The 24,381-nt window shown below is 45.9% G+C and carries 20 protein-coding genes; 10 read left to right on the top strand and 10 right to left on the bottom strand.

The features are described 5' to 3' along the window. The first annotated feature begins 19 nt into the window (after window positions 1-19). The 3 genes from AC27IB_RS01250 to AC27IB_RS01240 are packed head-to-tail and all read left to right on the top strand — an operon-like array spanning window position 20 to window position 3,293. Window positions 20-832, top strand: a complete 813-nt coding sequence (locus AC27IB_RS01250; protein ID WP_296046324.1) for an XrtA system polysaccharide deacetylase — start codon at window positions 20-22, stop codon at window positions 830-832. A 17-nt stretch (window positions 833-849) separates the two neighbouring features. Continuing rightward, window positions 850-2,391 carry an exosortase A gene (xrtA, locus tag AC27IB_RS01245; RefSeq protein WP_296046292.1) on the top strand — a complete coding sequence of 514 codons (1,542 nt, stop codon included), beginning with the start codon at window positions 850-852 and terminating at the stop codon, window positions 2,389-2,391. 2 nt (window positions 2,392-2,393) lie between these two features. Further along, window positions 2,394-3,293, top strand: coding sequence for an FkbM family methyltransferase (locus tag AC27IB_RS01240; RefSeq protein ID WP_296046294.1), 900 nt, complete (start codon window positions 2,394-2,396; stop codon window positions 3,291-3,293). On the opposite strand, the gene AC27IB_RS01235 is transcribed toward AC27IB_RS01240, so the two are convergent. From AC27IB_RS01235 to AC27IB_RS01225, 3 genes are read right to left on the bottom strand one after another with little or no spacing between them, the layout of a single operon-like run. Beyond that, window positions 3,284-4,399 carry a right-handed parallel beta-helix repeat-containing protein gene (locus AC27IB_RS01235; protein WP_487118345.1) on the bottom strand — a complete coding sequence of 372 codons (1,116 nt, stop codon included), beginning with the start codon at window positions 4,397-4,399 and terminating at the stop codon, window positions 3,284-3,286. The two genes, AC27IB_RS01240 and AC27IB_RS01235, sit on opposite strands and share 10 nt — an antisense overlap. A gap of 3 nt (window positions 4,400-4,402) precedes the next feature. Next, window positions 4,403-4,996, bottom strand: a complete 594-nt coding sequence (locus AC27IB_RS01230) for an acyltransferase (protein WP_296046297.1) — start codon at window positions 4,994-4,996, stop codon at window positions 4,403-4,405. Next, window positions 4,993-6,207 (bottom strand): TIGR03087 family PEP-CTERM/XrtA system glycosyltransferase, encoded by a 1,215-nt coding sequence (locus tag AC27IB_RS01225; RefSeq protein ID WP_487118471.1) that lies wholly within the window; start codon window positions 6,205-6,207, stop codon window positions 4,993-4,995. Before AC27IB_RS01225 ends, AC27IB_RS01230 begins: the two co-directional genes overlap by 4 nt. A 259-nt stretch (window positions 6,208-6,466) precedes the next feature. Here AC27IB_RS01225 and AC27IB_RS01220 point away from each other — a divergent pair, with 259 nt between their 5' ends. Continuing rightward, entirely contained in the window at window positions 6,467-7,618 is a 1,152-nt protein-coding gene (locus AC27IB_RS01220; protein WP_487118342.1) for a glycosyltransferase family 4 protein, read from the top strand. Here AC27IB_RS01220 and AC27IB_RS01215 read toward each other — a convergent pair. Then, window positions 7,615-8,778 (bottom strand): glycosyltransferase family 4 protein, encoded by a 1,164-nt coding sequence (locus tag AC27IB_RS01215; protein ID WP_487118340.1) that lies wholly within the window; start codon window positions 8,776-8,778, stop codon window positions 7,615-7,617. The two genes, AC27IB_RS01220 and AC27IB_RS01215, sit on opposite strands and share 4 nt — an antisense overlap. Before the next feature lie 278 nt (window positions 8,779-9,056). Between AC27IB_RS01215 and AC27IB_RS01210 the strand changes: the two genes are divergently transcribed. Both AC27IB_RS01210 and AC27IB_RS01205 read left to right on the top strand, forming a co-directional pair. Further along, window positions 9,057-9,875, top strand: a complete 819-nt coding sequence (locus AC27IB_RS01210; protein WP_296046304.1) for a hypothetical protein — start codon at window positions 9,057-9,059, stop codon at window positions 9,873-9,875. Window positions 9,876-9,966: 91 nt separating this feature from the next. Then, window positions 9,967-10,857, top strand: coding sequence for a hypothetical protein (locus AC27IB_RS01205; protein ID WP_487118338.1), 891 nt, complete (start codon window positions 9,967-9,969; stop codon window positions 10,855-10,857). 51 nt (window positions 10,858-10,908) lie between these two features. On the opposite strand, the gene AC27IB_RS01200 is transcribed toward AC27IB_RS01205, so the two are convergent. Then, window positions 10,909-11,745: a sulfotransferase family protein gene (locus tag AC27IB_RS01200; RefSeq protein WP_487118336.1), complete on the bottom strand. Its 837-nt coding sequence runs from the start codon at window positions 11,743-11,745 to the stop codon at window positions 10,909-10,911. 297 nt (window positions 11,746-12,042) lie between these two features. On the opposite strand from AC27IB_RS01200, the gene AC27IB_RS01195 reads away from it, so the two are divergent. The 4 genes from AC27IB_RS01195 (at window position 12,043) to AC27IB_RS01180 (ending at window position 16,693) form a co-directional block, all read left to right on the top strand. Continuing rightward, window positions 12,043-13,395: an O-antigen ligase family protein gene (locus AC27IB_RS01195; protein WP_487118334.1), complete on the top strand. Its 1,353-nt coding sequence runs from the start codon at window positions 12,043-12,045 to the stop codon at window positions 13,393-13,395. Further along, window positions 13,392-14,270: a glycosyltransferase family A protein gene (locus tag AC27IB_RS01190; RefSeq protein WP_487118332.1), complete on the top strand. Its 879-nt coding sequence runs from the start codon at window positions 13,392-13,394 to the stop codon at window positions 14,268-14,270. The genes AC27IB_RS01195 and AC27IB_RS01190 overlap by 4 nt, the downstream gene beginning before the upstream one ends. Before the next feature lie 63 nt (window positions 14,271-14,333). After that, the gene (locus tag AC27IB_RS01185; protein ID WP_487118330.1) at window positions 14,334-15,809 is read left to right on the top strand and encodes an oligosaccharide flippase family protein; all 1,476 of its coding nucleotides are present in this window, start codon (window positions 14,334-14,336) and stop codon (window positions 15,807-15,809) included. A gap of 56 nt (window positions 15,810-15,865) precedes the next feature. Next, a complete protein-coding gene (locus AC27IB_RS01180; protein WP_487118328.1) occupies window positions 15,866-16,693 on the top strand; it encodes a hypothetical protein in 828 nt (275 codons plus the stop codon). 15 nt (window positions 16,694-16,708) lie between these two features. On the opposite strand, the gene AC27IB_RS01175 is transcribed toward AC27IB_RS01180, so the two are convergent. Genes AC27IB_RS01175 through AC27IB_RS01155 form a run of 5 tightly spaced genes read right to left on the bottom strand, consistent with a single transcriptional unit; the run spans window position 16,709 to window position 24,376 of the window. Beyond that, the gene (locus tag AC27IB_RS01175; RefSeq protein ID WP_487118326.1) at window positions 16,709-19,273 is read right to left on the bottom strand and encodes a PHP domain-containing protein; all 2,565 of its coding nucleotides are present in this window, start codon (window positions 19,271-19,273) and stop codon (window positions 16,709-16,711) included. Window positions 19,274-19,299: 26 nt separating this feature from the next. Continuing rightward, window positions 19,300-20,397, bottom strand: a complete 1,098-nt coding sequence (locus AC27IB_RS01170) for a glycosyltransferase family 4 protein (RefSeq protein ID WP_487118324.1) — start codon at window positions 20,395-20,397, stop codon at window positions 19,300-19,302. A gap of 17 nt (window positions 20,398-20,414) precedes the next feature. Continuing rightward, complete coding sequence (gene asnB / locus AC27IB_RS01165; protein WP_487118322.1) at window positions 20,415-22,316, bottom strand: asparagine synthase (glutamine-hydrolyzing); 1,902 nt, start codon at window positions 22,314-22,316, stop codon at window positions 20,415-20,417. Between the two features lie 12 nt (window positions 22,317-22,328). Beyond that, a complete protein-coding gene (locus tag AC27IB_RS01160; protein WP_487118320.1) occupies window positions 22,329-23,363 on the bottom strand; it encodes a GNAT family N-acetyltransferase in 1,035 nt (344 codons plus the stop codon). Next, window positions 23,360-24,376 carry a polysaccharide deacetylase family protein gene (locus AC27IB_RS01155; RefSeq protein WP_487118318.1) on the bottom strand — a complete coding sequence of 339 codons (1,017 nt, stop codon included), beginning with the start codon at window positions 24,374-24,376 and terminating at the stop codon, window positions 23,360-23,362. Before AC27IB_RS01155 ends, AC27IB_RS01160 begins: the two co-directional genes overlap by 4 nt. Window positions 24,377-24,381: the final 5 nt, after the last annotated feature.

Here is a 24,381-nt window from a genome sequence, read left to right as displayed (position 1 = left end):
GGATTCCCGTTTAAATGCCATGACAGTAGATGTGGAAGATTATTTCCAGGTCTCTGCGTTTGAGTCGGTTTTTACGCCTGATGACTGGCCGGAAATTCCGCTGAGGGTGGAAGATAATACCCACCGTTTGTTAGACATCTTTGCTGAATTTAACGTTAAATCGACCTTTTTTACACTGGGCTGGGTTGGCAAACGTTGCCCCGGGTTAATTAAACGCATTGTGGATGAAGGCCATGAGCTAGCCAGTCATGGGCTAAACCACAGGCGCGCGACAACCATGGATCGTCAGGCATTTATTGATGACGTACAGACCAGCAAAGCGATTCTGGAAGATGCTGGTGGTGTCGCTATAAAAGGGTACCGGGCGCCAAGCTTTTCTGTAAATGACACTAATCAGTGGATTTATGAAGTACTGGTAGAGCTTGGCTTTACTTATTCTTCCAGTACCTATCCGGTTGTACATGATTTGTATGGTGTTCCGGACTGGCCGCGATTTAAGCATGAGCGGCCTGAGGGGATAACCGAAATTCCGGTTCCGACCATTGTCAAAAAAGGTAATAACGTTGGCATTGGCGGTGGTGGTTATTTTCGCCTGTATCCTTACTGGCTCTCCAAAAAGCGTATTGAGCGGTTTATGCAAACGGAGTCTGCCCCTTACAGTTTTTATTTTCACCCCTGGGAAATAGATCCTCAGCAGCCTCGAATTAATCAGGCACCGCTGAAATCCAAGGTTCGACATTACATCAACCTGAGTAAGATGGAAGGTAAGTTAAAACTACTTCTGGCAGATTATCGCTGGGGTACAATGCAAGACGCTTACGAACTTAAATAGAATCGCGGTGGTAAATCATGCAGGAGCAAGCAGTCGCAGGTAATAGCGATAAGGACGTAAACAAGGCTTTTTCTGTCCGGATGGTGCCCGTGGTGTTGGTATTAGTCGCCTGGGCAGTGGTATTTCATCAGGGATTGTTTACCGCCATGGATATCTGGTACAACTCAGATATTTTCAATCATTGCTTATTCGTTATCCCTGGCTCATTTTTTCTTATTTACCTGAAGCGCAAAGCTTTACTGGCTCAGCCCGTTAAGCCTAACTATTGGGTGATATTATTCATTCTCCCCGCTATTGCGCTCTACGCCATAGGCCTGGCCGGTGACGTGCAGTTGTTTATGCATGCAGCAATGTTTGGCTTGTTACCGGTACTAATATGGATGGTGCTTGGTAATAAAGCGACCTGGCAAATTTTATTTCCGCTGTTGTTTATCCTCTTCTGTATTCCGGTGGGGGAGGAGTTGGTGCCTTACTTACAACAAATAGCGGCCACTTTCTCTGTAGACCTGCTCGAGCTTTCCGGCATCCCGGTGTTTCGCAGCGGACTTTATATCGAGATCCCCAAGGGACGCTTTCTGGTGGCCGAAGCCTGCTCAGGTATCAGCTTTTTTATTGCCTCGCTGGTGATTGGTTGCCTGTATGCTTATCTCAATATGTATAGTCCACAACGGCGGACGGTTTTTGTTTTACTGTCAGTTATCTTTCCTATAGCAGCCAATATCGTCAGAGTTTACGGCATTATTTTAATCGCCCACTTATCCGATATGCAGTATGCAGTGGGGGCCGATCATCTTATTTATGGTTGGTTTTTCTTCGCGTTTGTCATTGTATGTTTGATTGGTATCGGCGAATTGCTGCGTGATAAAGCACCGCAGCAAAGTCAGGAGGTTGCGCAGGCTATTCAGCCTCAGACATCTTTCAGAGCGGCCAGGGGCGGTCTGATTGCGGTTGGTATTTTATTGCTGGTAGCTGCAGGCTGGTATCAGTTTATCGCCGCCGCCATCCCGGATAAGCAAGTACAAAAGTTTGAGTTTGCCAACAAGCATAACGCCAAACCGCTCAGCGAAGACGAGATTCACTGGCTGACCTGGCGTGCCGGGTTCCGTTCTCCAACTGTGGCACAATATCAACAATTCACAACGCCTTATGCGGCCCCCATCACGGTTTACCAGGCTTTTTATGCTGCGGGCGACGGTGAATTGGTGAGTTCTCTAAACCGGCTCTACGACCAGGATAGTTGGACCCGGGTAGAGGTCATTGCGCTGCCGTCTGCCATTGAAACGCCCTTCGCTTTGGAATTACTTTCCTCACCAGCCGGCCAATTGCGGCTTATAGCCAGCTGGTATGTCTTAGGTGAGCAGACCTTCGCAGGCAAACAACAAACCAAACTACAACAAATAGTCACTACGTTAGGCGGGGAACCTGCCCATGGCGCAGTGGTTATCATGTCGATGGAAGTGGAGAGAAGGTTCCTGGCGTCGCAGCAACAATGGTTTATTGAAAAGGTCGCCCAGGAGTATCCAACACTTTCGCAGCAATCGCGATTGGTGGGGAAATAGCGTTGTCAGAGCAAGTTGGCAGTTTACGTAACCTGCCAGGCTGGTTAAACCGGTTAGTGGTTTGGTTTCAGATGCACGATGCAAAAGGGAAGTATGCTTTCTATCGGTTTATGTGTAAGCACTTTGCCGACCGCTATGTACGTTATCATTTCGACGAAGCTACGTTTGTTCTCCCCGTTGATGAATGGTGTTTTTGGCTTGAGGGCGGGCCTGCTAATTACTATCTGGATGAATTCGGGCCTTTTTGCGACCTGCTCAATAAACTTGGCCATTTTTCTTTTTTTGATTTAGGTGCCGATATAGGCACTGTGAGTGCACTGGTATCGCGAAACTGCGCTCGGCTGCAAAACGTGATTGCCTTTGAACCTAACCCCGGCTCTTATGCCATGCTTGGGTATAACCTGGCTCGCCTCGATGTGCCGGCTGTGGCCGTCAATCAGGCGGTTTCAGACTTTGAAGGCATGGTGAGTTTTACAACTGGCAATACGCAAACCGGTGACCACGAGGGGCATATTTTACCGGACTCAACTGGTAATACCCGGGTCACTTCAATCGATAAGTATCTGGCCGGCCAAAGTATTCAGCTGGCAGATAAGTTAGTGTTAAAAATCGATGTGGAAGGCCAGGAAATTCAGGCTGTAAAAGGAGCACTGCAAACAGTCCAACACGCTTATGGCGCGGTGTTGTTGTTGGAAATACATCCTGAGGTACTGGCGTCTCAAAAGCTAACCCCGGAAGATATGTTTGCACAAATCGAATCGATGCTGGACGTCACCTGGTTTGTGCCGATGTATTCTCAGCAAATAGTCGACAGGCAGCAGCCCTTTTTCAACCAGTTCCCGGTGAAACAGTACGATGTCATCGCATTGACACCGACCCTGCAACACTTACTTCATTGCTGATTTATCGGGTAAAGCGTATCAAAAACCAACTGCTGATAATGGGCCGGAAAGCGCTCTACAACTCTCTTTTTGACGCCAGCCGGTAAATCACTTATCCGGTGATTATTTTTTACTTCAGCGTTGCCGCCATTGCGTTTTCTAATAAGTTGGTTAGTTCCGTTATCGGTGATCAATACATTACGTGTAGCCTCGTAGCGGTATTCAATGGCATTGGGATAAGCGTGTTTTTGGATAATCCGGTTACCTTTAACAACAGTGCCTGGGGATGTTTCCAGAATAATGCCAGCATCGGCGTTAGGGTGGTTGTTGTTGGCATGATAAATAATATTACTGGCAATGAGCCCGCCCTGATTACCTCTGGCGGCCATGCCGAAACCAATACCACGATCACTGTTTATAATAACGTTATTGACCACTCTATTGTTTTGACTGTTATTCCATAAATGAATTGCATGTTCGGCTATCCGATTTTCCGGGCTGGCTATGCCAACAAATTGGTTTGACTCGATTAACCAGTCCTTACCAAGGTGTAAATCTATGCCGCCGATGTAATATTGTGGGCCTATGCCCTGAGTATACCCAAAGGTACAGTGGCGGATTATGCCATTGTCCGCAGCGACCTGGCTATTGGCCCGGTGGCTGACTTTTAGCAGCTGCTCATAGGCATCCTGTAAAACACAGTGTTCGATAACGGCATAGTCGGCATTGGCCTCACCTACAATCTGTATAATGTGGTGGGGGGCTGCTTCACCGGTTAAGCCGGAAAATGTGAAGTATTTACCGGTGACCCTGATTAGGTTTTTTACCTGTTTAGACGGGCGCATTCCCGCTCCCCTCAACGTGGTGGTTGACGGATCGCCAGAGGCGGATGTTAATGCTATGTGGTTACCGGTGACATTGAGCGTATTATTCAGCTGGTAAACGCCTTCAGCGATAATAATTTGGGTATCTCCACCGCGCTGATTAGCTTGCCTGACTGCTTGATAGAGCGCCTGCGCAGAGTCAACCGCAATGGTATGTGTGTAACGGGAGGGTGTAGGCAACTCCCTGGCTTGGATGACCAAAGTATAGAGTGTCAGAATGACCAAAAAGCCTATGCGCTGCATACGTTAATCCCCTGCAGGCTTTCTGCTGCCAAGGACTTTGGCCGGGTTTCCTCCCACTATGGCATAATCGGGAACCGGGCTAATGACTACACTGCCAGCGCCTATCACACATTTCTTGCCAATATCGGCCATGACCATAGCGCCGTTTCCAAGCCAGCTGTCTTCGCCAATGGTAACCTGAGTAAACACTCCGCCTTGTTCCCGCAAAGGCGTATCCGGGTCAGTAAAGTTATGCTGACCTTTACCACTCATAATATGGACACCACTGCCCAGTAAACAATTCTCACCGATAGCGCATTTCCCTATGTTGCATTGCGGGCCGATATAGGTGCCGGTGCCAATGTGGGTGTCATTTTGCGAGAACAAAGTACCAAAACCAATCACTACTTCCTGGCTGGTGCGTTTAAAAATGAGTGAATAGAAAGCCGCGCGTAAATAAACGCCCAGCATGCCTGGCCATAGGCTCATCAACTGTGACCAACTGGTGGTTGCCTGGTCTTTGCCCATCAGAACGCTTTGTAGTTTGTAGCATAAAAAGAATGGCAGAATCAGTACTATAAACAGCAGTCTCAGAGCGCTTTTTATCAGGGCTTTCATAGCGGCTTCACTTTTTCTTTGGTGAGCAGTTCCAGTAGGGGAGCCAGGATACCCTCCCAGGAATAATGTTCATCGATTGTGGCCAGGGCATTGTTGCGAACAGACTGATAGTGAGAGGGCGCATCCATTAGTCTTTTGATTGCGTCGAACATCTCATCGGGCTCATCGCCCACTTCGATATTGTCACCTGGCGTACAGCGTATTCCTTCTGCGCCCATTGAGGTGCTGACTACTGGTAACCCACAAGCAAAAGCCTGCAGGATTTTATTCTGAATGCCTCTGGCTATGCGAAAGGGCGCCACGAAAACATTACTTTGGTGAAAATAAGGAAGAATGTCTTCTACAAAACCGGTAACCCTGACATTATCTGTGCCATCCAATCTGGCAATTGAAGGGGTGGGATTCATACCTGCAATAGTAAGGGTTGCGTCGGGCCAAATAGTTAATATCCTCGGCCAGACTTGTTGGTAAAACCACAGCATAGCATCCACGTTAGGCGTATAATCCATCACACCTGCAAACAACAAATGTGGCGTTTGTACCTCACTGGGGTGCGCCAGAGGATAAAACTCAGCAGGGTCGATACCATTACCAATCGATAATACCCTGGCTGCCGGCTGACCGGCTTGTTGTTTGTATAGTGTCGTTTCTGGTTCGGCAACGAAAAAACACGCATCAAACTGGTCTCCAACGCGATTTTCTAGTTTTTTAACCAGGCTGGCTTCCCGCTGATATACCCATCGCATCGGTAGTTTTGCATTGAGCGAATACTGATGCCACTTATGAGAGTCCATGTCCATGAAATCCATTATTAGTCTGGGGCGTCCTGACTTTTGTTTAAGTACTTGAGAGCGAAAAACATAGTTCGCCATACTCGAAGCGGTGCAGACAATGGCGTCTATGTCTTGTTGCTGCAATAGAGTGTCTATTTGTTGTTGCAGCCCTGCGCTATAAAAATGTGCCTCGCTAAGGGAGGTGTTTTGCGCTAATCCCGACAGATAACGCAGCATTTTGTGAGCGAGGGGTTGGCTGATTGTGTGGCAACCATAATCCTGCGCTAAACTGGTAAAATAACCTAACTCTTCAGTCTGTTCAAAGGGGGCGGCAACGGTCACCTCAATGCCATTTTTGCGTAAAAAATTTATCTGATGGAAAGAGCGTAATTTCTCTCCTTTATTTGGCGGGTAAGGTATCCGCTGGGCAAGGTACAAACAGTGCAAGAGTGATCTCGTTTAGTGATTATAGGCATATGTTTTGATTAGTGTATTATGCTTTCTGGTGAATAAAAAGCCATAACCGCAAGTCAATATGATTTCTCTTTGGGCTATCTCAGTATGGCTTTTTACGGCAGCGCGCGATTAACCTTAGAGAGGGGGTAAATGGCCTTGTAAAGCAAATGCTTATTTACTCTTTCCCGTGCCAACGTTATTCTGCATGGTGTTGGTATTTCAATCATTTTCGGAGTAACAATTGAAGACTCTGGTACTAACTCAGAACTTTCCACCGGCATCCGGAGGCAGTGGTCGTTGGTTCTGGGAGCTATATTCGCGACTGGGTAATGACTACATTATTGCTGCTGATGAGATGGCTAAGGCTGATTCGTTTGACGCTAGCGCCCCTATCACTATCCACCGTTTACCGCTTTACAGTTCGCAATGGGGTATCGCTAATCTGCACGGATTAAAATATTACTGGCTGTCATTCAAGGCATTAAAGCAACTGGTGAAAGAGCAGAACGTTGATTACATACATTGTGGTCGCGTGCTGCCTGAAGGGCTAATGGCGTGGATGCTGAAGAAAACGCTGGGCATTCCATACTTGTGCTATGTTCATGGTGAAGACCTGGAAGCCAGTGCGCTATCACGGGAATTAAATAGCCTGACCAAACTGGTGATGCGCAGTGCCGATAAAATTATCTGTAACAGCCACAACAGCGCCAACATCGTTAACCGGGTAGACGATAGTGTAAATCATAAAGTGACGGTCATGCATCCGGGCGCTGATACGAGCCGGTTTTCGCCAATAGACAAGAAGGATGAAGACTTTCTCAATTCCATGGGATGGCAGGGAAAAAGGGTTATTTTAACTGTCGGACGGTTGCAGGCACGTAAGGGGCAGGACAAAATGATTCAAGCCATGCCCGAGATAGTAAAACGTTGTCCGCAGGCGCATTATGTGATCATTGGTCATGGTGAAAGTCGTGCTCATTTAGAACAGTTGATAGCGTCAATGGCGCTCCATGAACATGTACAAATGCTAACCGATTGTGACGATGAAACCATGATAAAGTGTTATCAGCACTGTGATGTGTTTATTCTGCCAAACCGAACGGAAGGTCAGGACATCGAAGGGTTTGGCATGGTGCTTGTAGAAGCTCAGGCTTGCGCTAAGCCTGTCATCGCAGGTGATTCAGGGGGAACCAAAGAGACCCTTATCCCTGGAGAGACTGGCGAAATCGTAGATGCAACCGATACGGTCGCTCTGGCAGACGTTATTATTAAATTTATTAAAGATCCTGTCCGTTGTGAAGCATACGGAAGTGCAGGTCGTAAACATTCAGTGCAGGCTTTTGACTGGGAAAATGCGGCAATAAACGCCCGCTCGGTCTTTGTTCGAAACTAACACTTAGCTAGTTGGCGGTATAATGCCATCATCTGTGTTGCGGATTCCTCCCAGCCAAAAGAGTGGCTATGGGAGAGTCCTTTTTCGATAAGATCTTGTTTTAGCTGTTGGTCATTTACCAAGGTAATAATGGCCTCCCCCAAAGCGCCTGCAGTTTCAATATCGACCTTAATGCCAGCGTCGCCTGCAGCCTCCGGCAGGGAGCTGTTGTTGCCCGTAATTACTGGCACGCCATAGGACATTGCTTCGAGGATGACCAGACCGAAGCCTTCATAAAGGCTCGGGTAAAGAAAAACATCGGCATACTTATACAGGGTGTGGCGCTCTTCATCTGAAATAAAACCGGTTAACAAAACTCTGTTGCCCAAACCGTACTCTGCTATTTTCTTCTCAACGGCTTGTTGGGAGTCGCCCGGAGCACCGGCGATCATTAGCGTATGGGGAATACTGGCACTGATTTTGGCAAATTCATCAACCAGATATTCAACGTTTTTGCGCGGTTGCACAGTACCTATAAACAATAAATAGGGTGTCAGGGAAGTGATGGGGCGGTTCATAATACTGCTGGATTCAGTAGACTCGCCTGGATTTGGTTCATACCCCTGATAAATCACAGTCGTTTTATCTGGCGCAGCGCCTTCCCTGATTACGTCGTTTGCTGTGGATTGAGACACAGCGACAATTTTCGTGGCACTGGCCATATTCTCAAGAGTTGTCCGTTTAAGCATTCTGTCCAGGCCTTCGCCATGGACTTTCATGTAAAAATAGGCGATGTCATGAATGGTCAGCACGGTTGGTATTTTAGCGGTAACCGGTACTGAGTGATTAGGGCCGTGAAAAATGTCTATACTGTCGAGTTTCATCATTAGTGGAAGATAGTATTTCCACCAAACACTAGGATGCTCGCTAAGCAGGTTTGCCGGGACCCAAAGAGCGCGGTGTTTGACCTGTTTATTATCAGTTAACCAGTCAAGCTTCTTCTCACCGGGCTGACGCTGGTAATACAGATAGAAGGTAACATCAGGGTGATGCTGACTGACAAGCGTTTCGACTAATCTTTTTACATATCTGGATATTCCGGTATGAAACTGTGCTTTGACTACTTCAACGAATATGCCGACCCGCATTGAGAATATCCTTCTAATTTGTTTTTCAGCCATGCCACCAACAGCGCTCTATTGTTACAGACAATATTAAAATAAGCATCGGTTTTTTAGCGCGACTCTGTGAGTTTTGTTGCAATAAAGTAACAGTTTATTTGAATACAGAAACTGCCGAGTTAATTTACCTGCATTTAAGGTGAATTTATTGGCTCTGTAATAGGTTAGTGATATAAAAGGTATTTAACTTTCATATCCCCATTCTGCAGGAAATTGATTTGAACCCCTCAAATTTACGTAATACTTGGGTAGTTTTTTGTTTGTACTCAAAGGAAAGAGTGACGAAAAATCAAAAGAAGCTGGAAGCACTGCTGGAAATACTCCTCAGAGGTGGCGTGGAAGGCGTACTTTTAGTCGATAATTCTGACGGAGCGCTGAAAACAGAAATCGAACATTTTGCTGGTTTGTCTCCGAGAGTACAGCAACTAAAAGGCTCGAATACTTATGCTGAATTCTCTGCATGGGTAGAAGGCATGGAATCTGTTAAAGCAGAGCACGGCGAGAAGTCGTTCATATTGTTTAATGATACCGTGTTTAGCCACTTTAAATTGTTCTTTTGGAAAATCATCAACTTTTTGGGCCAGATAGAGCATTATTCACAGCTTGAAAAACCGGTTCAATTAGGCGAAACGGTTAAACTTCCTTATCAGTCAGCTGTTTTGGGAGTGCCGCATAAACATTTTGTCAGATCGGCGCTGTTTTATCTGAATGTGTCTGCCAGTAATTTATTTGTTACGGGCAGTCACGAGGTTTTTAAACAAGCTGATATCGCTTTTAATGCCAGGAATAGCTTTGATTTACTCAAACATTTCTTTAATGAATCGGGGGTGTATCATGTAGGTCGATGGCTTTTTTCAGGCGGTTGGTATGGCTCCAGGCCTTTCGAGGAATTTGAGCAACGGATACTGCAACTGAAAGTGATTGCCATAGCGTGTGAGCACTTAGCCTCTGCTAACTGTATTCAACATGGCGGACAGGCAGCTGATTCGAACTTGCAGCGCAACTTTAAATTATCTGAGCAATTACGTTTAATTAAAACTCAACTGGTGAGCCACCCTCTGTTTTCATTAAGAATGCTAAGAAAACTCAAAGGGTAATATCAAATGGTTAAAATGACACTTTTAAAAAAAACAGGCTTGTCGGAAGCGCCCAAAAGTCTCTATGCTTTGTTTTAATTAAGGTTTAAGTATGTTTGTATTTGTGTGTCCTATTCGTCACCCGGCTTCCTCAAATGATTATGCCAGTGTGTTGACGTTTTTAAAAAACACCATTCAGTCTTTAAATTCTCAATATACCGACCGACCTTATAAGATCATTGTTGTTTGTAATGAAATGCCGCCTGCGCCGGAATCATTTAAGAATACTGAATTTGTAGAAGTCGATTTCCCGCCACCTGATATGAACAAAGGTACCCAGGTCCCTTTAGATCTGGTGAAAGATGATAAAGGGTGCAAGATATCAATCGGGTTACTTTATGCAAAACGCTTTGCACCCGATTATGTCTTTGTTATAGACGGCGATGACTGGTTTAATATTGATACCATTGAACATGTTTACAAATCTGAACCCGGTGACTTGTTTTACGCTAATTCAGGATACGTGGTAAATCTGGCTGAGAAGACTGTTTTAAAGAAATTTGGTCTTTGTCGCTACTGTGGTTCGGTTTATATTTACCGGTTTTCAACCTTAATGACGCTTTCAGGGCTATCTCAGCTGGAATATAGTCAGGACGTGAGTAAGGAAGTTCTTTATCAGGTCGTCGCCCCTGTTTTTCTGAAGCAGATTCTTGGCAATCATCGCCATCAACTTCACACCTTCCGTTCTGAAGGCTTACGCATACAAGAGCTGTCTATTCCTGTTGTTGCCTGGATTCTGAATACTGGCGAAAATCATTCTGCGCAGAATCCGGGTAAGCACGGACTGCCATTATCTCAGGAGTTCCTGAAGCAATTTGGGGTTAGCTCACTGCAGGCCAGCGATAAGCCAATTAGTCTCAACCAGAGAATTAAAGCCTTACTAGAGAGCTTACAGTCTTACCTTGGCTGGCAAATGACTGATAAAAAGCAAACTATGATTTAGAGGCTAGTGCACGATGAATGACGTCCATTCCGTGTAACAACATTTCCACTGTTATAGATTGCCGTATTTCCAGCTGTTCGGCACTTTGCTGCCAATTTGCTTCTCGAGTTTGGCAATATCCTCCGCAAAGTAAGGATAATATTTGGCATTTTCGTTGGCAGAGGGTTGGTTCTTAGTGACCATTCGGTGCTTGTATGCTTTAAACCATGAGGTTTTCTTTACATTCAGAATAGTTCTTCCCCATGCGCGTTTATGTAGGTAGTTCTGAATTAAAGTCAGGGTTTTGGCTACTTTTTTACTGCCAAACCCAACAGAAGATGCGTTAAAGTTTCGTGTAGCACTTTGCGGTACAAATGAAGCATCAACGCCAATAAAGGCGAAAACCTCCTGAATGAGTTTTAACGGTTCTGTTTTGATTCGATCGAAAAACACGACTTTGATGTTGTCTGCATTAAACTGGCTGTATAAGTACTCAACCTGTTCACCATACAAACTCTTGGTAAAAATAACGGATTTACTGTTGAACACGTCATCAAGAGAAGTGTTATCCGTGACATCTCGTTCTTTATATAAAGAGTACGAGCTTCTCGTACGCTCAACCGGGTTACGCAAAATGATGATTAATTTAGCATCCGGGCAAGCCTGGGATATGCCGTCGATGGCTTGCCTGGACGATAAGTAATCCGGGGTTATCTCGCCACACACTTTAGATTGTTCGGTAAATTTTGCCAGATAGCTGTCAAGCTCACTCAAAGGCTGTTTATTAAAAAACTGCATTTCTTTTTGAGGCATAAATATTTCGGGGTGCTCCAGGAAGCACTCAAACATCCAACTGGTGCCTGAACGCTGGGCACCGATACCAATAAAGTGAGGGGGAGATGTGATCATTTTATAAAAACTCAAATTATAAGCGGCTAGTGTAACACTCTATTATTAAACGTAAAGACCATGATTTTCATCTATAAATATCCAGCACAATACGTTCAGTTAGTAGCTGATACTTAAAATTAGCTTACTATCCTAATAATTCGTTGCTACTTGACTCGGTCTGAGGTTGAATATGTAACCGGGATTTAAACAGGACTTGCCTTATCCTGTTTGGCATTGCATTTAATGGACTACTGGAATTTACTAAGCCTCACAGCTGAGTGAACACAGAGCCCTCACCGTTTTTCAGGTTGTGGTATGGTAAAAATTGCGCTTTATTTAGCATTGATTGTCAGTTTCTTTATGATATTCAATGCGCCTTGGGTTGCGGCGCTGGTCTATTCGATCGTTTCTGTAATGCAACCTCAATACATTTGGTTCTGGGCTTTTGAAGACTTCTCTGCTTTTAAAGTGTCAGCGGGTATTACCATTATTGCCTGGGCATGGCATGTTCTTAATGGGAATATTCGTTGGGAAGTTTACAAATCAGGACAATTTAAAGGGGTTATTGCACTTACCATTATTTTCCACCTCTCCAATTTTTTAACGCCTTATGAAAGCTACTTTTCGTTAGTAAGTGGCGATCTTGTGGTGGATATATTCACAACCATAGCCATCATGTACTTTTTTGTATTGCCACTTATCAATCAGGAAAATACGATAAAATTTTTCGGCTTCATGTTTATCTTCATTACGGTTTATTACGCCTATTGGGCCAACGATCACTATTTGAGTGGCAATTGGTCGCAATTTGAAGGTGGACGTTTGTTGGGACCCCGACGCAGCCCTTATAAGGATGGCAACGTAACGTCTATCGTGTTAACCAGTGGCCTGGCCTTTGTAATGTTCGGCATCCGTTACTTCAAACAAAAATGGCTTAGGTATGCGCTGATTATGACATTGCCTTTTATCTGGCATGCCTTGATCCTCTTTGCTTCTCGTGGGGCATTGTTGAGTGCAGCATCTGTCACACTGTTTTTTGCTCTGGTAGTGAAATCTAAATCACTTAATCTCGTTATGGCCATTGGATTTGTCGGCATGCTGGTCTATCAGGGGGGGATGCTTGTTCAGCGTACGTCCAGTACTGTTAGTCAGGCTCAGTCGTCAAGTAGTGGTGATGAGCCGTTAAATCCTCGCCTGGTTTCCTGGTCTGTCGGCGTTGGGATAGCCTTTGAATATCCGCTGCTCGGCGCTGGACCACAGAGATTTCAGTATGCGTCTCAGCAGCTATACCCTGGAAAGTCTCCCCATGTAGCGCACAACACATTAATCAATTTTTCTGCCAATACAGGACTAATTGCCGGCTTTATTTATCTGTCATTTTTTTGGGTTTCCTTTAAACAGTACAAGTATGTCAGACGGTTCGCCGTAGATAATTCCACCTTCGACTATATAAATCTATCTTGTATGGGAGGCTTGGTGGGTTTCTTCGTGGGGGCATTTTTCCTCGATTTAATTATCTTTGAACCGTTTTACTTCTTATTGATCCTTATCACTGCCAATTATTATATGGTGAAGAATGCGGTAGAAAATAATACCGGTATTGAAGGAATAAGGGCGGCGGATCTTAGTGAAGATGATGCCAGTAACACACAGAAGGTCACGGCATGAATGAATTAAGATACAATATTGTCATGTTCGCTTATAACGAACAGGACAATATTGAAAGCTCTATAACCAGTGTATTTAATAGCACTGATGAATACCTCCATCGCTTCTACGTTATCGCCAATGGCTGCTCTGACAATACTGTACGCGTAGCAAACGAAGTAAAACAAAAGCTTCATTTTGATCAATTAACCGTGCATGAAATTGAGTTGGGCGATAAATGTAATGCCTGGAATACTTATGTCCACGACCTGGCTGATGAAGTTGCTGTGCATTTTTTCGTGGATGCTGATGTGCGTTTTTCATTAAATTGTTTCCCGAAAATGGCTGAAAGTCTGCACGAAACACCAGAACAAACGGTGATTATTGCTGGAATGCCTCTTAGCGGCAGGAACTTGGATTTCTATCGTAGTCTCGTCATTGAGCGCTCTTGTTTCTTCGGAAATCTTTACGGAATGAAATGGTCATTCATACAGCGTATTCGTGAAAAGCCTTTTTACCTGCCAGTAGGTTTAAATTGGATTGATTCGTTTTTAACCAAAGCCGCCAATACAGATTTAGCTTTTGGTAAGAAAAACCTGCCTGACAGAACGACCTGGTTAGAAGGCGTGGGCTATGATTTTGAAAAATTGTCAGTGTTCAAAATAAGCGACATCAGATTGTATATAAACAGAATTGCCCGATATGATTTAGGCAAGATTCAGGAAATATTTCTAGACCGGCTGCCCTGCGAGGAATGGCCAAGAGAAATGACTCCAATTAATGAGCAAATAGACGACGATTTTGATGAGCTGACAAAACATCTGGGACCGATTAAAAAGCGGATGGTGCGTAAACGCTTGACCCGTTTATTAGATAAAGCCAGAAAATCAGCTTAACCGGACGCTGCTGAATAATCCATGGCTTGTTAGTTTTTTATTGTCTTATCGAGTTATTACCTTATGTTAACTGCCCGTTCTGGAATTATCGCCAGCGCATTATCTGTACTGACTCAGGTAACCCGGCGTTTAGTGGGGGTTGTCAGCCTCATTATCCTGGCGCGGATCCTGACACCTGAGGATTATGGCCTGGTCGCCATAGCTTTGTTGTTTCTGAATTTTATAGACGTTATTTCGAGTACCGGCGGTAACAGTTACCTGTTAAGCAGGGAAGAACTGACCGATGAGTTGGTTTATACCAACTGGACGCTTAATTTTATTTTAAAAGGCAGTCTGGCAGTATTGCTGGCGCTCTCAAGTTATCCTATCGCTCAATATTATGATGATCCCCGACTAATGCCTATAATTCTGGTGCTCAGTCTGCAATCCTTTATAGCGCAACTGGGCAGCCCTGGACTGATTTATAAAATTAAAAAGCAAGAGTTGGGAGCGATTACCAAGTGGCAAATAATGTCTCGATTCGTGACGACAGGGATTACAATTGGAATTGCCGTCATTTACGAAACTTATTGGGCATTAGTGCTTGGCCAGTTTATGGTGACGGTCAGTCAACTATTATCCGGCTATGTAATTGCACCTAAGATGCCGCGGTTTTCACTGAAAAATATTCGCCCGCAGTGGGAATTTTCCAAATGGGTTTTGCCGCAGTCGATACTTAACTTTTTTAGAAGTCAGCTTGATGCAATGTTTGTCACTGTCACGTTTGAAAAAGCCATTGTCGGTGGGTATAACTCCATGCGCTATTACGCCAATATTCCAACCACTATGTTTATCAATCCGGCCAGTGGTCCGTTGCTGACACAATTTTCTCAATTCAAGAATAATTCCAACTATTTTGAAAAGCAGCTCCAGGTGGTCTTATTCTTTATGTCGATGATAACAGCGCCCATCATCTATCTGATGAACGCCCATGCGGCTTATGTTGTTGAGTTGATTTTGGGGCAGAAGTGGGTCGAATATTCGGACTTGCTGGCAATCTTTGCTTTCTTCACGATTGTCATGACACTGAATAATATTTTGAGCCAGATTGTGATGTTAAAGGATCGCACAAGGTTATTGTTTGGTTATTCTATTTACTCCACTATCGCCCAGGCAATAATGTTTGCAACTGTTGATTTTGCTAATGTGAGTCAATTGGCAGAGTATAAGGTAGCGCTTGATGTCCTCTCTGTAGGGCTGTTTTTCATTGTTGTTATCTGGGCTTTTGTTGGCAAACATGCGTTTATTGCCCTGGTAGGGCCTATTGTGCCCTCAATCCTGACCATAGTGGTAAGCGGGCACCTGGCTTTTCTGATAATTCCTTCTGTGGATTCTTTCTGGACGTTAGCAGGACACTCTCTTATAACGGCTGGTTTATTCGCGGTTATGCAACTGATGTTGGTATTGTCCCTGCAAAATAGGGTACATTGTTTTGCTTATACGGTGAAATTAATGCTGCCAGCCTGGAACAAATGCCGGCGTATTGTGGGTAATGTATAACTGAAAATGATTGATATTTTGAGAAGTCAGGTTTCATCACAGGTCTCAGCAGAAGAATGACGACGAAGAACAAATTAATTAAATGGCTTGGCGTTGTACTTGGGTTATCAGGTGTGGCGTTGTTAGTCCTGAACCTTTACGGTTTTACACAGAATCTAAGACCACCAGGGTTAACTCCTGAAGTCCTTCGGTTTGGTGAACAGGATCTCAGCCTTACACCGCCGGAGCTAGAGCAGGCAGTATTCCGGCTGCCCGGAGAAACCGATAAACAGTATGCAAAACGTCTGACACTTGACTTAGCCGGCGGTATTGCGCACGTGGAGTGGGAGGCCTTCGATCCCGATTTGTTTCATCAGCGCGTACCGGTTTGGGAAAACTATATTCTCCACTTGATGGGCGTAGTAACCAGTATTCCTGAGTATCAGCGCTATCACTATGCCAACCCGTACCGTAGCATTGAGCGTGGTATTGGTATTTGCGGCGATGCTTCGATGACCCTTTCAGGGTTGCTTGATGAGCAGGGGATTGCGAATAAAATTATTACTGTGCCTGGTCACGTCATGGTTGAAGCTTACTTTGATGGCGAGCCTTTGTTACTGGATGCTGATTTCGGCGTGGTGTTGGAGCAGGGCATTATGTTCTATGAGCAGAACCCTCAGGCATTAATTTCGGCCTACCAACAGCAATTGGGAAGAGTGAATGACGGTGAACTAATGATTGCCGGCAACCTGAAAAATAATGGCTTTAAATATTGGAATGGCACTTCACACTTTATTACCAAGAAGTATTATTTTGAGAAAATAGCTTATGTCGTTAAATGGGCTTTACCCCTCAGCCTGTTTTTTATTGCTGCTATTCTATGGCGTAAGGCCTCACGCCACTGAGCCGGGTTAGCCCGGCTACTGCCAGTGGATCATTATTGGATTGGTAAAGAACTGATAATGATGTTGTTCTGGCTGGATGCTACGCCCAAACCAACGCACCGCCGTAATGTCTGCATTAGTGGGTAAGCGGACTTCAAAGTGGTATTCCTTGCGCTGTGAGTCAGGGATAAATACTTCTGTTTGAGTGCCATTCTCGGTAACAATCACTACGGTGACTTCATCCAGGGAGGTTTTGAAACCCTGCCAGTCCTTGTCATTCAGCGTCACAGTCAGCCTGGCGGTAAGAGCTAATCGCGGGCTGTTAATGACATTGCCTGCCTGAGCAAGGGACTGTCCCTTATCGTTTTCTACCTGTGCATTGACTGTCGCTACGAATTTACCATGTTGTGCCCAGTAGTTACCGGCGGCAAACGCATTTAGCAGATCGTTGGTTCGACGACTGCTGGCGTAAACATGAGTGGTTGAGAATTCACATGGCCAGTAGTCCATTCGGGTATTGTGGAAGTCGGATGGCGCGCGGGCTGCAAAAGTTTGTAAGCCAGCCTGAAGCAGGCTATCCCAGTCACTGCCGGGGACAGCGATGGCCGGATCCCAGCCATGACGGGTTTTAAAGCGATTATTGTAGGAACCATTGTCATCACCGCGCTTCTTCTGATGGCCTGGAGCGCCGGAAAAGCCAATGACATAAGGGGTCTGTGAGCGCCATTTCTGCATATCATGGGCATTCTCACCAGGCTCTAAATCTTTGCGACTCGGGTGGTTATACATTACAACAGGTGGTGTGTTGCCGCTTTTAAACTGATTGTTCAGCCATTCGAATGCCAGGGTTTCGTTAATCGTGGTGGATTTAGTTTTACCGTAATGGTCGTAACGGTCCCTGAATAAAGCAATAAGTCGATCGTGATTAACCGACTCAGGAAACAACAGTGTCATGTGCTCACGACCAGCAAACGGCGGTATATTCCATTCCAGGCCGGCTATCAGTGTGAGGTCGGCAAACCGGGCAGATGCACTGCCAAAGTCCTGCCAGTATTCGGAGGAGAACACGCCTTTGAGGTTGTGATCGCCATGGTCGGTAATGGCAACGGCATCACAGCCGAACTTACTGGCGTTTTCGGCCACCTGAGTAATGCTGAAACGGCCATCGGAATATTTGGTATGGGTATGCGTATCAACCTGATACCAGCTCCCATTTTGGTTTATTCGCGCGGTATTGACCGGTCTGTCAAATACGGCTGCTGATGGTGATTGTCTGGTTATCAGGCCCGCGTCAGAATAAAGAGGCAGGGCCTGAATTCGTGCGTCAATACGGCCTTCCATTTCCTGATATCGCGGGTCTGATTCACTACCAAAAACACTGGCGAAAGTGTCTTCACTCAGTCCTTCGGGAAGATCGTGCAGGAGAGGGATAAACTGATTTTCACTGTCGATGCCGGCTAAAACCTCTTGTACACGGCGAGCATTGGTATCATTGGCGATAGCGAAATCAGCCAGTTCAACCCCGGCCTTATCGGCAGTAAGATCGCGGAAGCTATAGCCTGAGCCGCCTTTGGCTGAGTCCATTACCTCCTTGAGTTTACCAATGTTGATACTCATCTGTTTTTCACTGGCTAGCCGTAATGCGACTGAGTAGAAAAAGTGTAAACGTAAGTCCATTCGCCCACGTAAAACATACTTGTCAGGTAACATTGTCGAGTAATCAACCGGCATGGCGACAATCCGCGCAAAATCCGGGGAGCCAAAGGACATCGCAAGGGCCCAAAGTGCTGCAAAGTTTTCATCAGCGGGATCTTCAGACGTTGACCGTGATTTTGCCAGTAGGAATGTTTTCCCAACCATCTCGGCGGTCGTAGTCGTTTTATCTGAGTGGGATTGAATGTAGTCGAGATAGGTTTGAATGGTCTCGGTCTCTACACCATTGATCTGACGTAAATCCTGGACCATTTTAAAGGTGTCGGTGAGCCGTTGTTCAACGGCAGCTTTCAGATTGCCTGGCTTTTTGAAGTTAACCACTACCTGATTATTTTCTAATCGCGTATTGGATAAAATATTGTTCAGAGTGATCAGTGCTTCTTCGCCAAAAAACAGCCGGGCCAGGCCTTTGGCGAAATATTCGATAAGCTTACCAGGCACAGGGAGGCTACCCAACTTACATTGGGAAAAAGTCATGGTGCCATTGAAGTCAGGCATCAGCCAGCAACTAAAATTAACGTATATAACCCCTGGAATAGTCGTCAGTGAAGAGGCGATAAGGATCCCATAGCTACTGCTGTTTAAACGTAACTGTACCGCTGGAACTGTGTAACTTACCGCATTTGAAATGGCTTCCAGGTGTTCGGCAGTTACTGAAATACTGACGTCTTCCCGTGATGACATTAATGGTTTTAAAATTTTTGCCGCCCCGGAACGCGCCTGGGCAGCCTGGCTGGGAGTTAAGTTATTGGTCGGAATTACCAACGGCGAAAAGGAAAAAACAACTGCCAACAGAATAACCATCACACTGTATTTTATAATCCGTCCCTTGCGCCAGAAGGGTTTTCTGGCGGGCTTGGTTACAGAAGTGTCGGATTGATTTGGCATAATTTTAACCGCTTTATATTCGTTGCTTACGCTACTAGCCGTTGGTAGATGCTATTAAATGCATCACACATAGATTTTACACTGAAACATCTCGTAAATCGTTTTTTCGACTCATCAGCAAATTCATTGTACAACTTTGGATCAGTGGCAATTTTTTGTATTGCCTGAGCAAAGGCTGCCTGATTGTCATTCTCTACAACCAGGCCGTTTTGATTATCTGCAATAACCTCTTTATTCCCTCCCGCGTCGGTAACTACGCAGGGTTTACCAATAGACATAGCCTCGAGCAATGTCATGGACGTGCCTTCACTGAAAGAAGAGAGTAAAAAAATGTCCATGAGAGAAAGGTATTCGGCTGGCTGTGGCTGATAGCCCGTCAGCTTTACTGAGGATGCGATATTCAGCTCTTCAATGCGTTGTTCAATAGCGGGCCGCATTTCGCCATCTCCCACAATGACCAGTACTGCCTTTAGACCCGCATTCAGACAATCTCTGAACGCATTTAACATCATCAGATGATTCTTGATGGGGTCAAACCGGGCTATGGTGCCCAGTACAATGCAATCTGGACTAATGGCTAATTGTTCGCGAAGACTCGTCAGAGTTGATTCTTCTGCCGGTGTCAGGGCCTGAATACCATTGTAAATTACTGATATTTTGTTATTACTCAAGTTTTCGTGAGTCACCAATGCTTGTTTGGTTGCCGCTGAAATTGCCGTCATGCTGTCTGTCAGTCTCTGTAATATCGGATTGACGAGCTTACGCTTCCAGGTACCAGAATCAGGGTAAAAACGGCCGTGCTCAGTAAATATAACGTTGGTTTTCAGACCGGCTGCGGCAATAACCCCATAAACCCAGGGGGTGTACTGATGGCAGTGAATAATCGCTATATTATGGTGGCGGATATGCGCCCGAATAGCTTTTATCAGCCCTTTGTCAAAGCCGGGCTGACGAGGATGAGTGGTGATTTGAATACCACTCTCCTTAAGCATTTCACCCCAGGGACCTAACGGACTTTCGATACAGAATATGGACATTTCAACCGTCGGGTTATTAAACCCTTCAATAAGGTTTTTAATGACCATTTCAGTACCGCCAATACGCATATCATAGGTAATATGCATTACCCTGGTTAACCCGTTCACGCAGCGGTTGCCTCGCTAACAATATAGCGTTGGTACCACATTTCAAACATCAGCATACTCCAAAGCAAAGTGCCGTGCTGGTAACTACCACTTTGATGCTGCTGCCAAAACTGACCGATAGCCTCTGGCTTAAAATACCGGCACAAGCCGTTGTCACTGGCCAGGATGTAGCGCTCTGCTATCGCTTTAATTTCATTTCTGAACCAGCTGTCCAGTGGCACCGAAAAGCCCATTTTCTTACGGTATAAAATATCGTCTGGTAGCAGTGGTTTAAAGGCTTCCTTGAGAATATGCTTTTTCTCACCGCCTTTAAATTTGAAGGCTGACGGCACTGTGGCGGCAAATTCAATTACCTCACGGTCTAAAATGGGGGCGCGAACTTCCAGCGAATTGGCCATGCTCATGCGATCGACTTTAACCAGAATACCGCCAGGTAAAAACGTAGTCAGATCGGTATACAGAATTTTTGCCAGATGATCCGGTCCATTGGCCTTAGCATAGGCGTCGAGGGTTATTTTACTGGGGTGGTAACTACCCAGACGGTTTTCAAAGTCAGGGGTTACCAGTTGTTGCCAGTGGCGTTGGTCGATTTGTGCATTGGACAGGTAAAAACCCATCGCCGGATCGCAGGATAAGCTGTCACACAGGGATTTAGCCTTGCGCAACACCGTAATAGATGAGCCTGCACTGAGCAGATTTGCCAGCCCGGGCAACACATTCTTGCGTATCCAGCCCGGCACTTTATTCCGCAGATTATTCTCTACTGCGTCGACACTGTACTTTTCATAGCCGGCAAACACTTCGTCGCCACCATCACCGGCAATAGCTACAGTGACTTCCTGGCGGGCCAGCTTGGAAACAAAATACGTAGGCACCAAAGACGGATCGGCAAAAGGTTCGTCAAAAAAACTGACGATATGCTCAAGGTTGTCGCTGACATTATCCTGCACAATAAACTCGTGATGCTCGGTGTGATACTGATCAGCCACTGCCTGTGCAAATTCTGTTTCATTGAAGCGTTTCTCGTCGAAGCCGATAGAGCAGGTTTTCACCGCGGATTCAGACTGATTCGCCATCATCGCAACCACGCCACTAGAGTCTACACCGCCGCTGAGAAACGCACCAAGCGGAACGTCCGCTATCATGCGTTGTTTAGTGCAGTGAGCGGTAAGTTCCCGTAGCTGATTTGTCAGTGCTTCTTCAGAATTATTGCTGGTTCGGCTGAAATCAATGTCCCAGTATCTTTCGATGGTCATCTGGCCGCTTTTGAAGATCATATAATGACCGGGGGGGCACTTATGAATATCGCTGAAAATGGTTTTGGGATCCGGCACGTACTGGTAAGCAAAAAAGTCGTATACAGCGTCGTCACGTATGGACTTGCTGATAAAGGGCAGTGGCAATAACGCCTTTATTTCGGAGGCAAAAGCAAACTTACCTTCCTGAAGACTGTAATAAAGAGGCTTCTTACCAATGCGATCACGGGCCAGGAAAATCGACTGTTCGGCAGTATCCCAAATAGCAAGGGCAAACATGCCATTTAGCTTATCGAGGCATTTAGGGCCTTCCAGTGCATAGAGTGTCAGGATAACTTCGGTATCGGTATGGGTTGAAAACTGATGACCCTGAGCTTCCAGTGACGCGCGAATATCGAGGAAGTTATATATTTCGCCATTAAACACAATGACGTAGCGGCGATCGGGGCTGAACATAGGTTGATTACCCGCCGCCGACAAATCCAGAATACTCAGGCGGCGATGGCAGAGCCCGACACCGTCATCCAGATAAGTACCGCCGGCATCCGGTCCGCGATGATAAATGGCCTGACCCATGCTTGCCAGAAGAGACTCATCACCTGGTTCAAACTGATAGCGGCTAAAGCCGGCAATCCCGCACATATATTTCCTGCCTTATAAACTAATATAGCGTCGTATAGCCGACCCCATAGAAACCGTTAATCCCAGTGGAAGTCGGGGCCAGATGGTTTCTGCCAGTTGCCTTACCGTACCCGGTGGGCCCGTTTCAACAGCCGCTTCCAGATCCGCAGAAGTACCGTCATGCCAATGTAAGGCGTAGGGAAGGGCACCCCACTGAGTTTTAAACTTGTAAGTGCCTTCACCGAAAGACGACCGTCCAAAATCAAACAGACGCTGACCGTTATCGGTAACGTTAGCCAGCAAAGACCAATACAGTAACATATTGGGTGCCAGGCGATTATGCTCGCTCAATGTGGAGGCCCAGGGAATAGCAGCCATCTGGCCATTGATCAGGACAATACCCGCACCTATTGCCAACTCTCCGGTGTAAACCACACACACCCTGGCGGCATCGTCGTAATTCGCCAGTATGCACTCGAACCAGACTCTTGAGTGAACCGGCGAGGCTAACTGGCGCATATTTTGTTTGTAGACGTTATAGAAGTCACCCAGTAATTGCTGGTGTTGAGCAAAATTCGCCGCCATTTTCATGGTCAGACCGTTTTTTTCGGCTTTGCGGATCTGACTGCGTAACTTTGACTTGAACTGGCTTAGCAAGGCTTCACTACTGTCTGGCAGTGGTAAGCGCAAAATGACTTTCTGCCCCGGACTCAGGGCTTCAGTATCAGCCGATTCCTGACGTAAATCCCGGTAATCGCTTTGTGCGCTAAGGTGTGACAGCAGCGCCGTTTTAATGTCCTGGCTATCGGCCAGAGCGAAGCCGGTATCGCAAAAAGGCAGTGCAACAAGTTGTTCCCCCTTAAGAGGGCGCTTAAAATTAATGGCGGGTAGTATGCCAATGAGTTTGCCGTCGGTGTCTTCAGCCAGCAGATAGTGCATTGACTGTCGATAGGCCTGTTCACAAGCCATCCCCCAGGCAAATTTATGATAGGGGGTTGCTTCGGCATGCTGTGCAACATAGCTGTCCCAGGCTGCAGCATCGTTGGGTGTTGCCCGTCTGATGATCATATAAGAACCGCTTCCTCCGGATTTCTCACATTGAGTATTTCACAGGCTTCTGTAATGGTACAAAACTGCACCGGACCTGACTGTTGAAGGTGTTCCACGGTACTTTTTATTCGCTGGCAAATCACTTCCAAAGCGTTTTCCTGGTCGAATAATCCGGTAACACCATCAATCAGACTGGAGCTGTGTAAATACATATGAATAACGTTATGGCCCCGTCCAAGCGCGGAGTCGACCAGTAAACACAGGTTCTCAGTGTCGTTGAGCTCGGGGCTCAGATAAAGTTTACGTAATAACCGCGTGTGCCACATTAAACCGATCGTGTGGAGCACTTTTAGCGGTGTGGTCTCTCCCAGACGATGGATTTTATCCACCGTCTCATAATTCTGTCGATTAAAACCTGCGGTTACCGGGAGCTCCATAATCTGGCGCTGGTTGCCGGTGTTCAGTGGATTGTCAAAATCTGGCCAGTACGGAGTCAGAGGAGAACCTTCGCAAGTAAAAAATTCATTTCGATAATAAGGATAAACACTGCTATCGACACGGAAGCCGCGGTTTGCTAACAGCGTTAATACTTTACTGTCGATGCCCCAGCGACCGGTTCGGAACGAACGTGGATGAGTATTAAAGCGCTTAACCAATAAATCAATCAGGGCGTCCAGCTTGGCTTCGATTTGCTCAAGGGGTAAATTCACCACATGAGACTCTGCTTCCCCCGTTTTGCCAAAATAAGGGGGATTACACCAGGGGTGAAGGTGAGCGCCTATTTCACATTGATGATGTTGCCTGGCTTGTTGGATAGCATCCACCGCCTGCTGATTATCCGCCACAGCATAATCCACGAAGTAGGTCGGTCTGATCCCCAGCGATTCACAGAACTGCTGAAATTCAGGGATGCGCTGAATGTTCTCAACCTGGCAATTATGTTGCGGAAACGCGCCGTCCCAATGCCATTCTTCTTCGGTATCGATGGTCAGAACAAAAAGTGTTGTTGCCGGAGAATGGTGCTTTACCATGCCGT

It is taken from the genome of Alteromonas sp. 4NH20-0104, assembly GCF_057547795.1.
The sequence above is the reverse complement of the archived record's forward strand: the minus strand, read 5'-3'. Positions and strand labels throughout refer to the sequence as shown.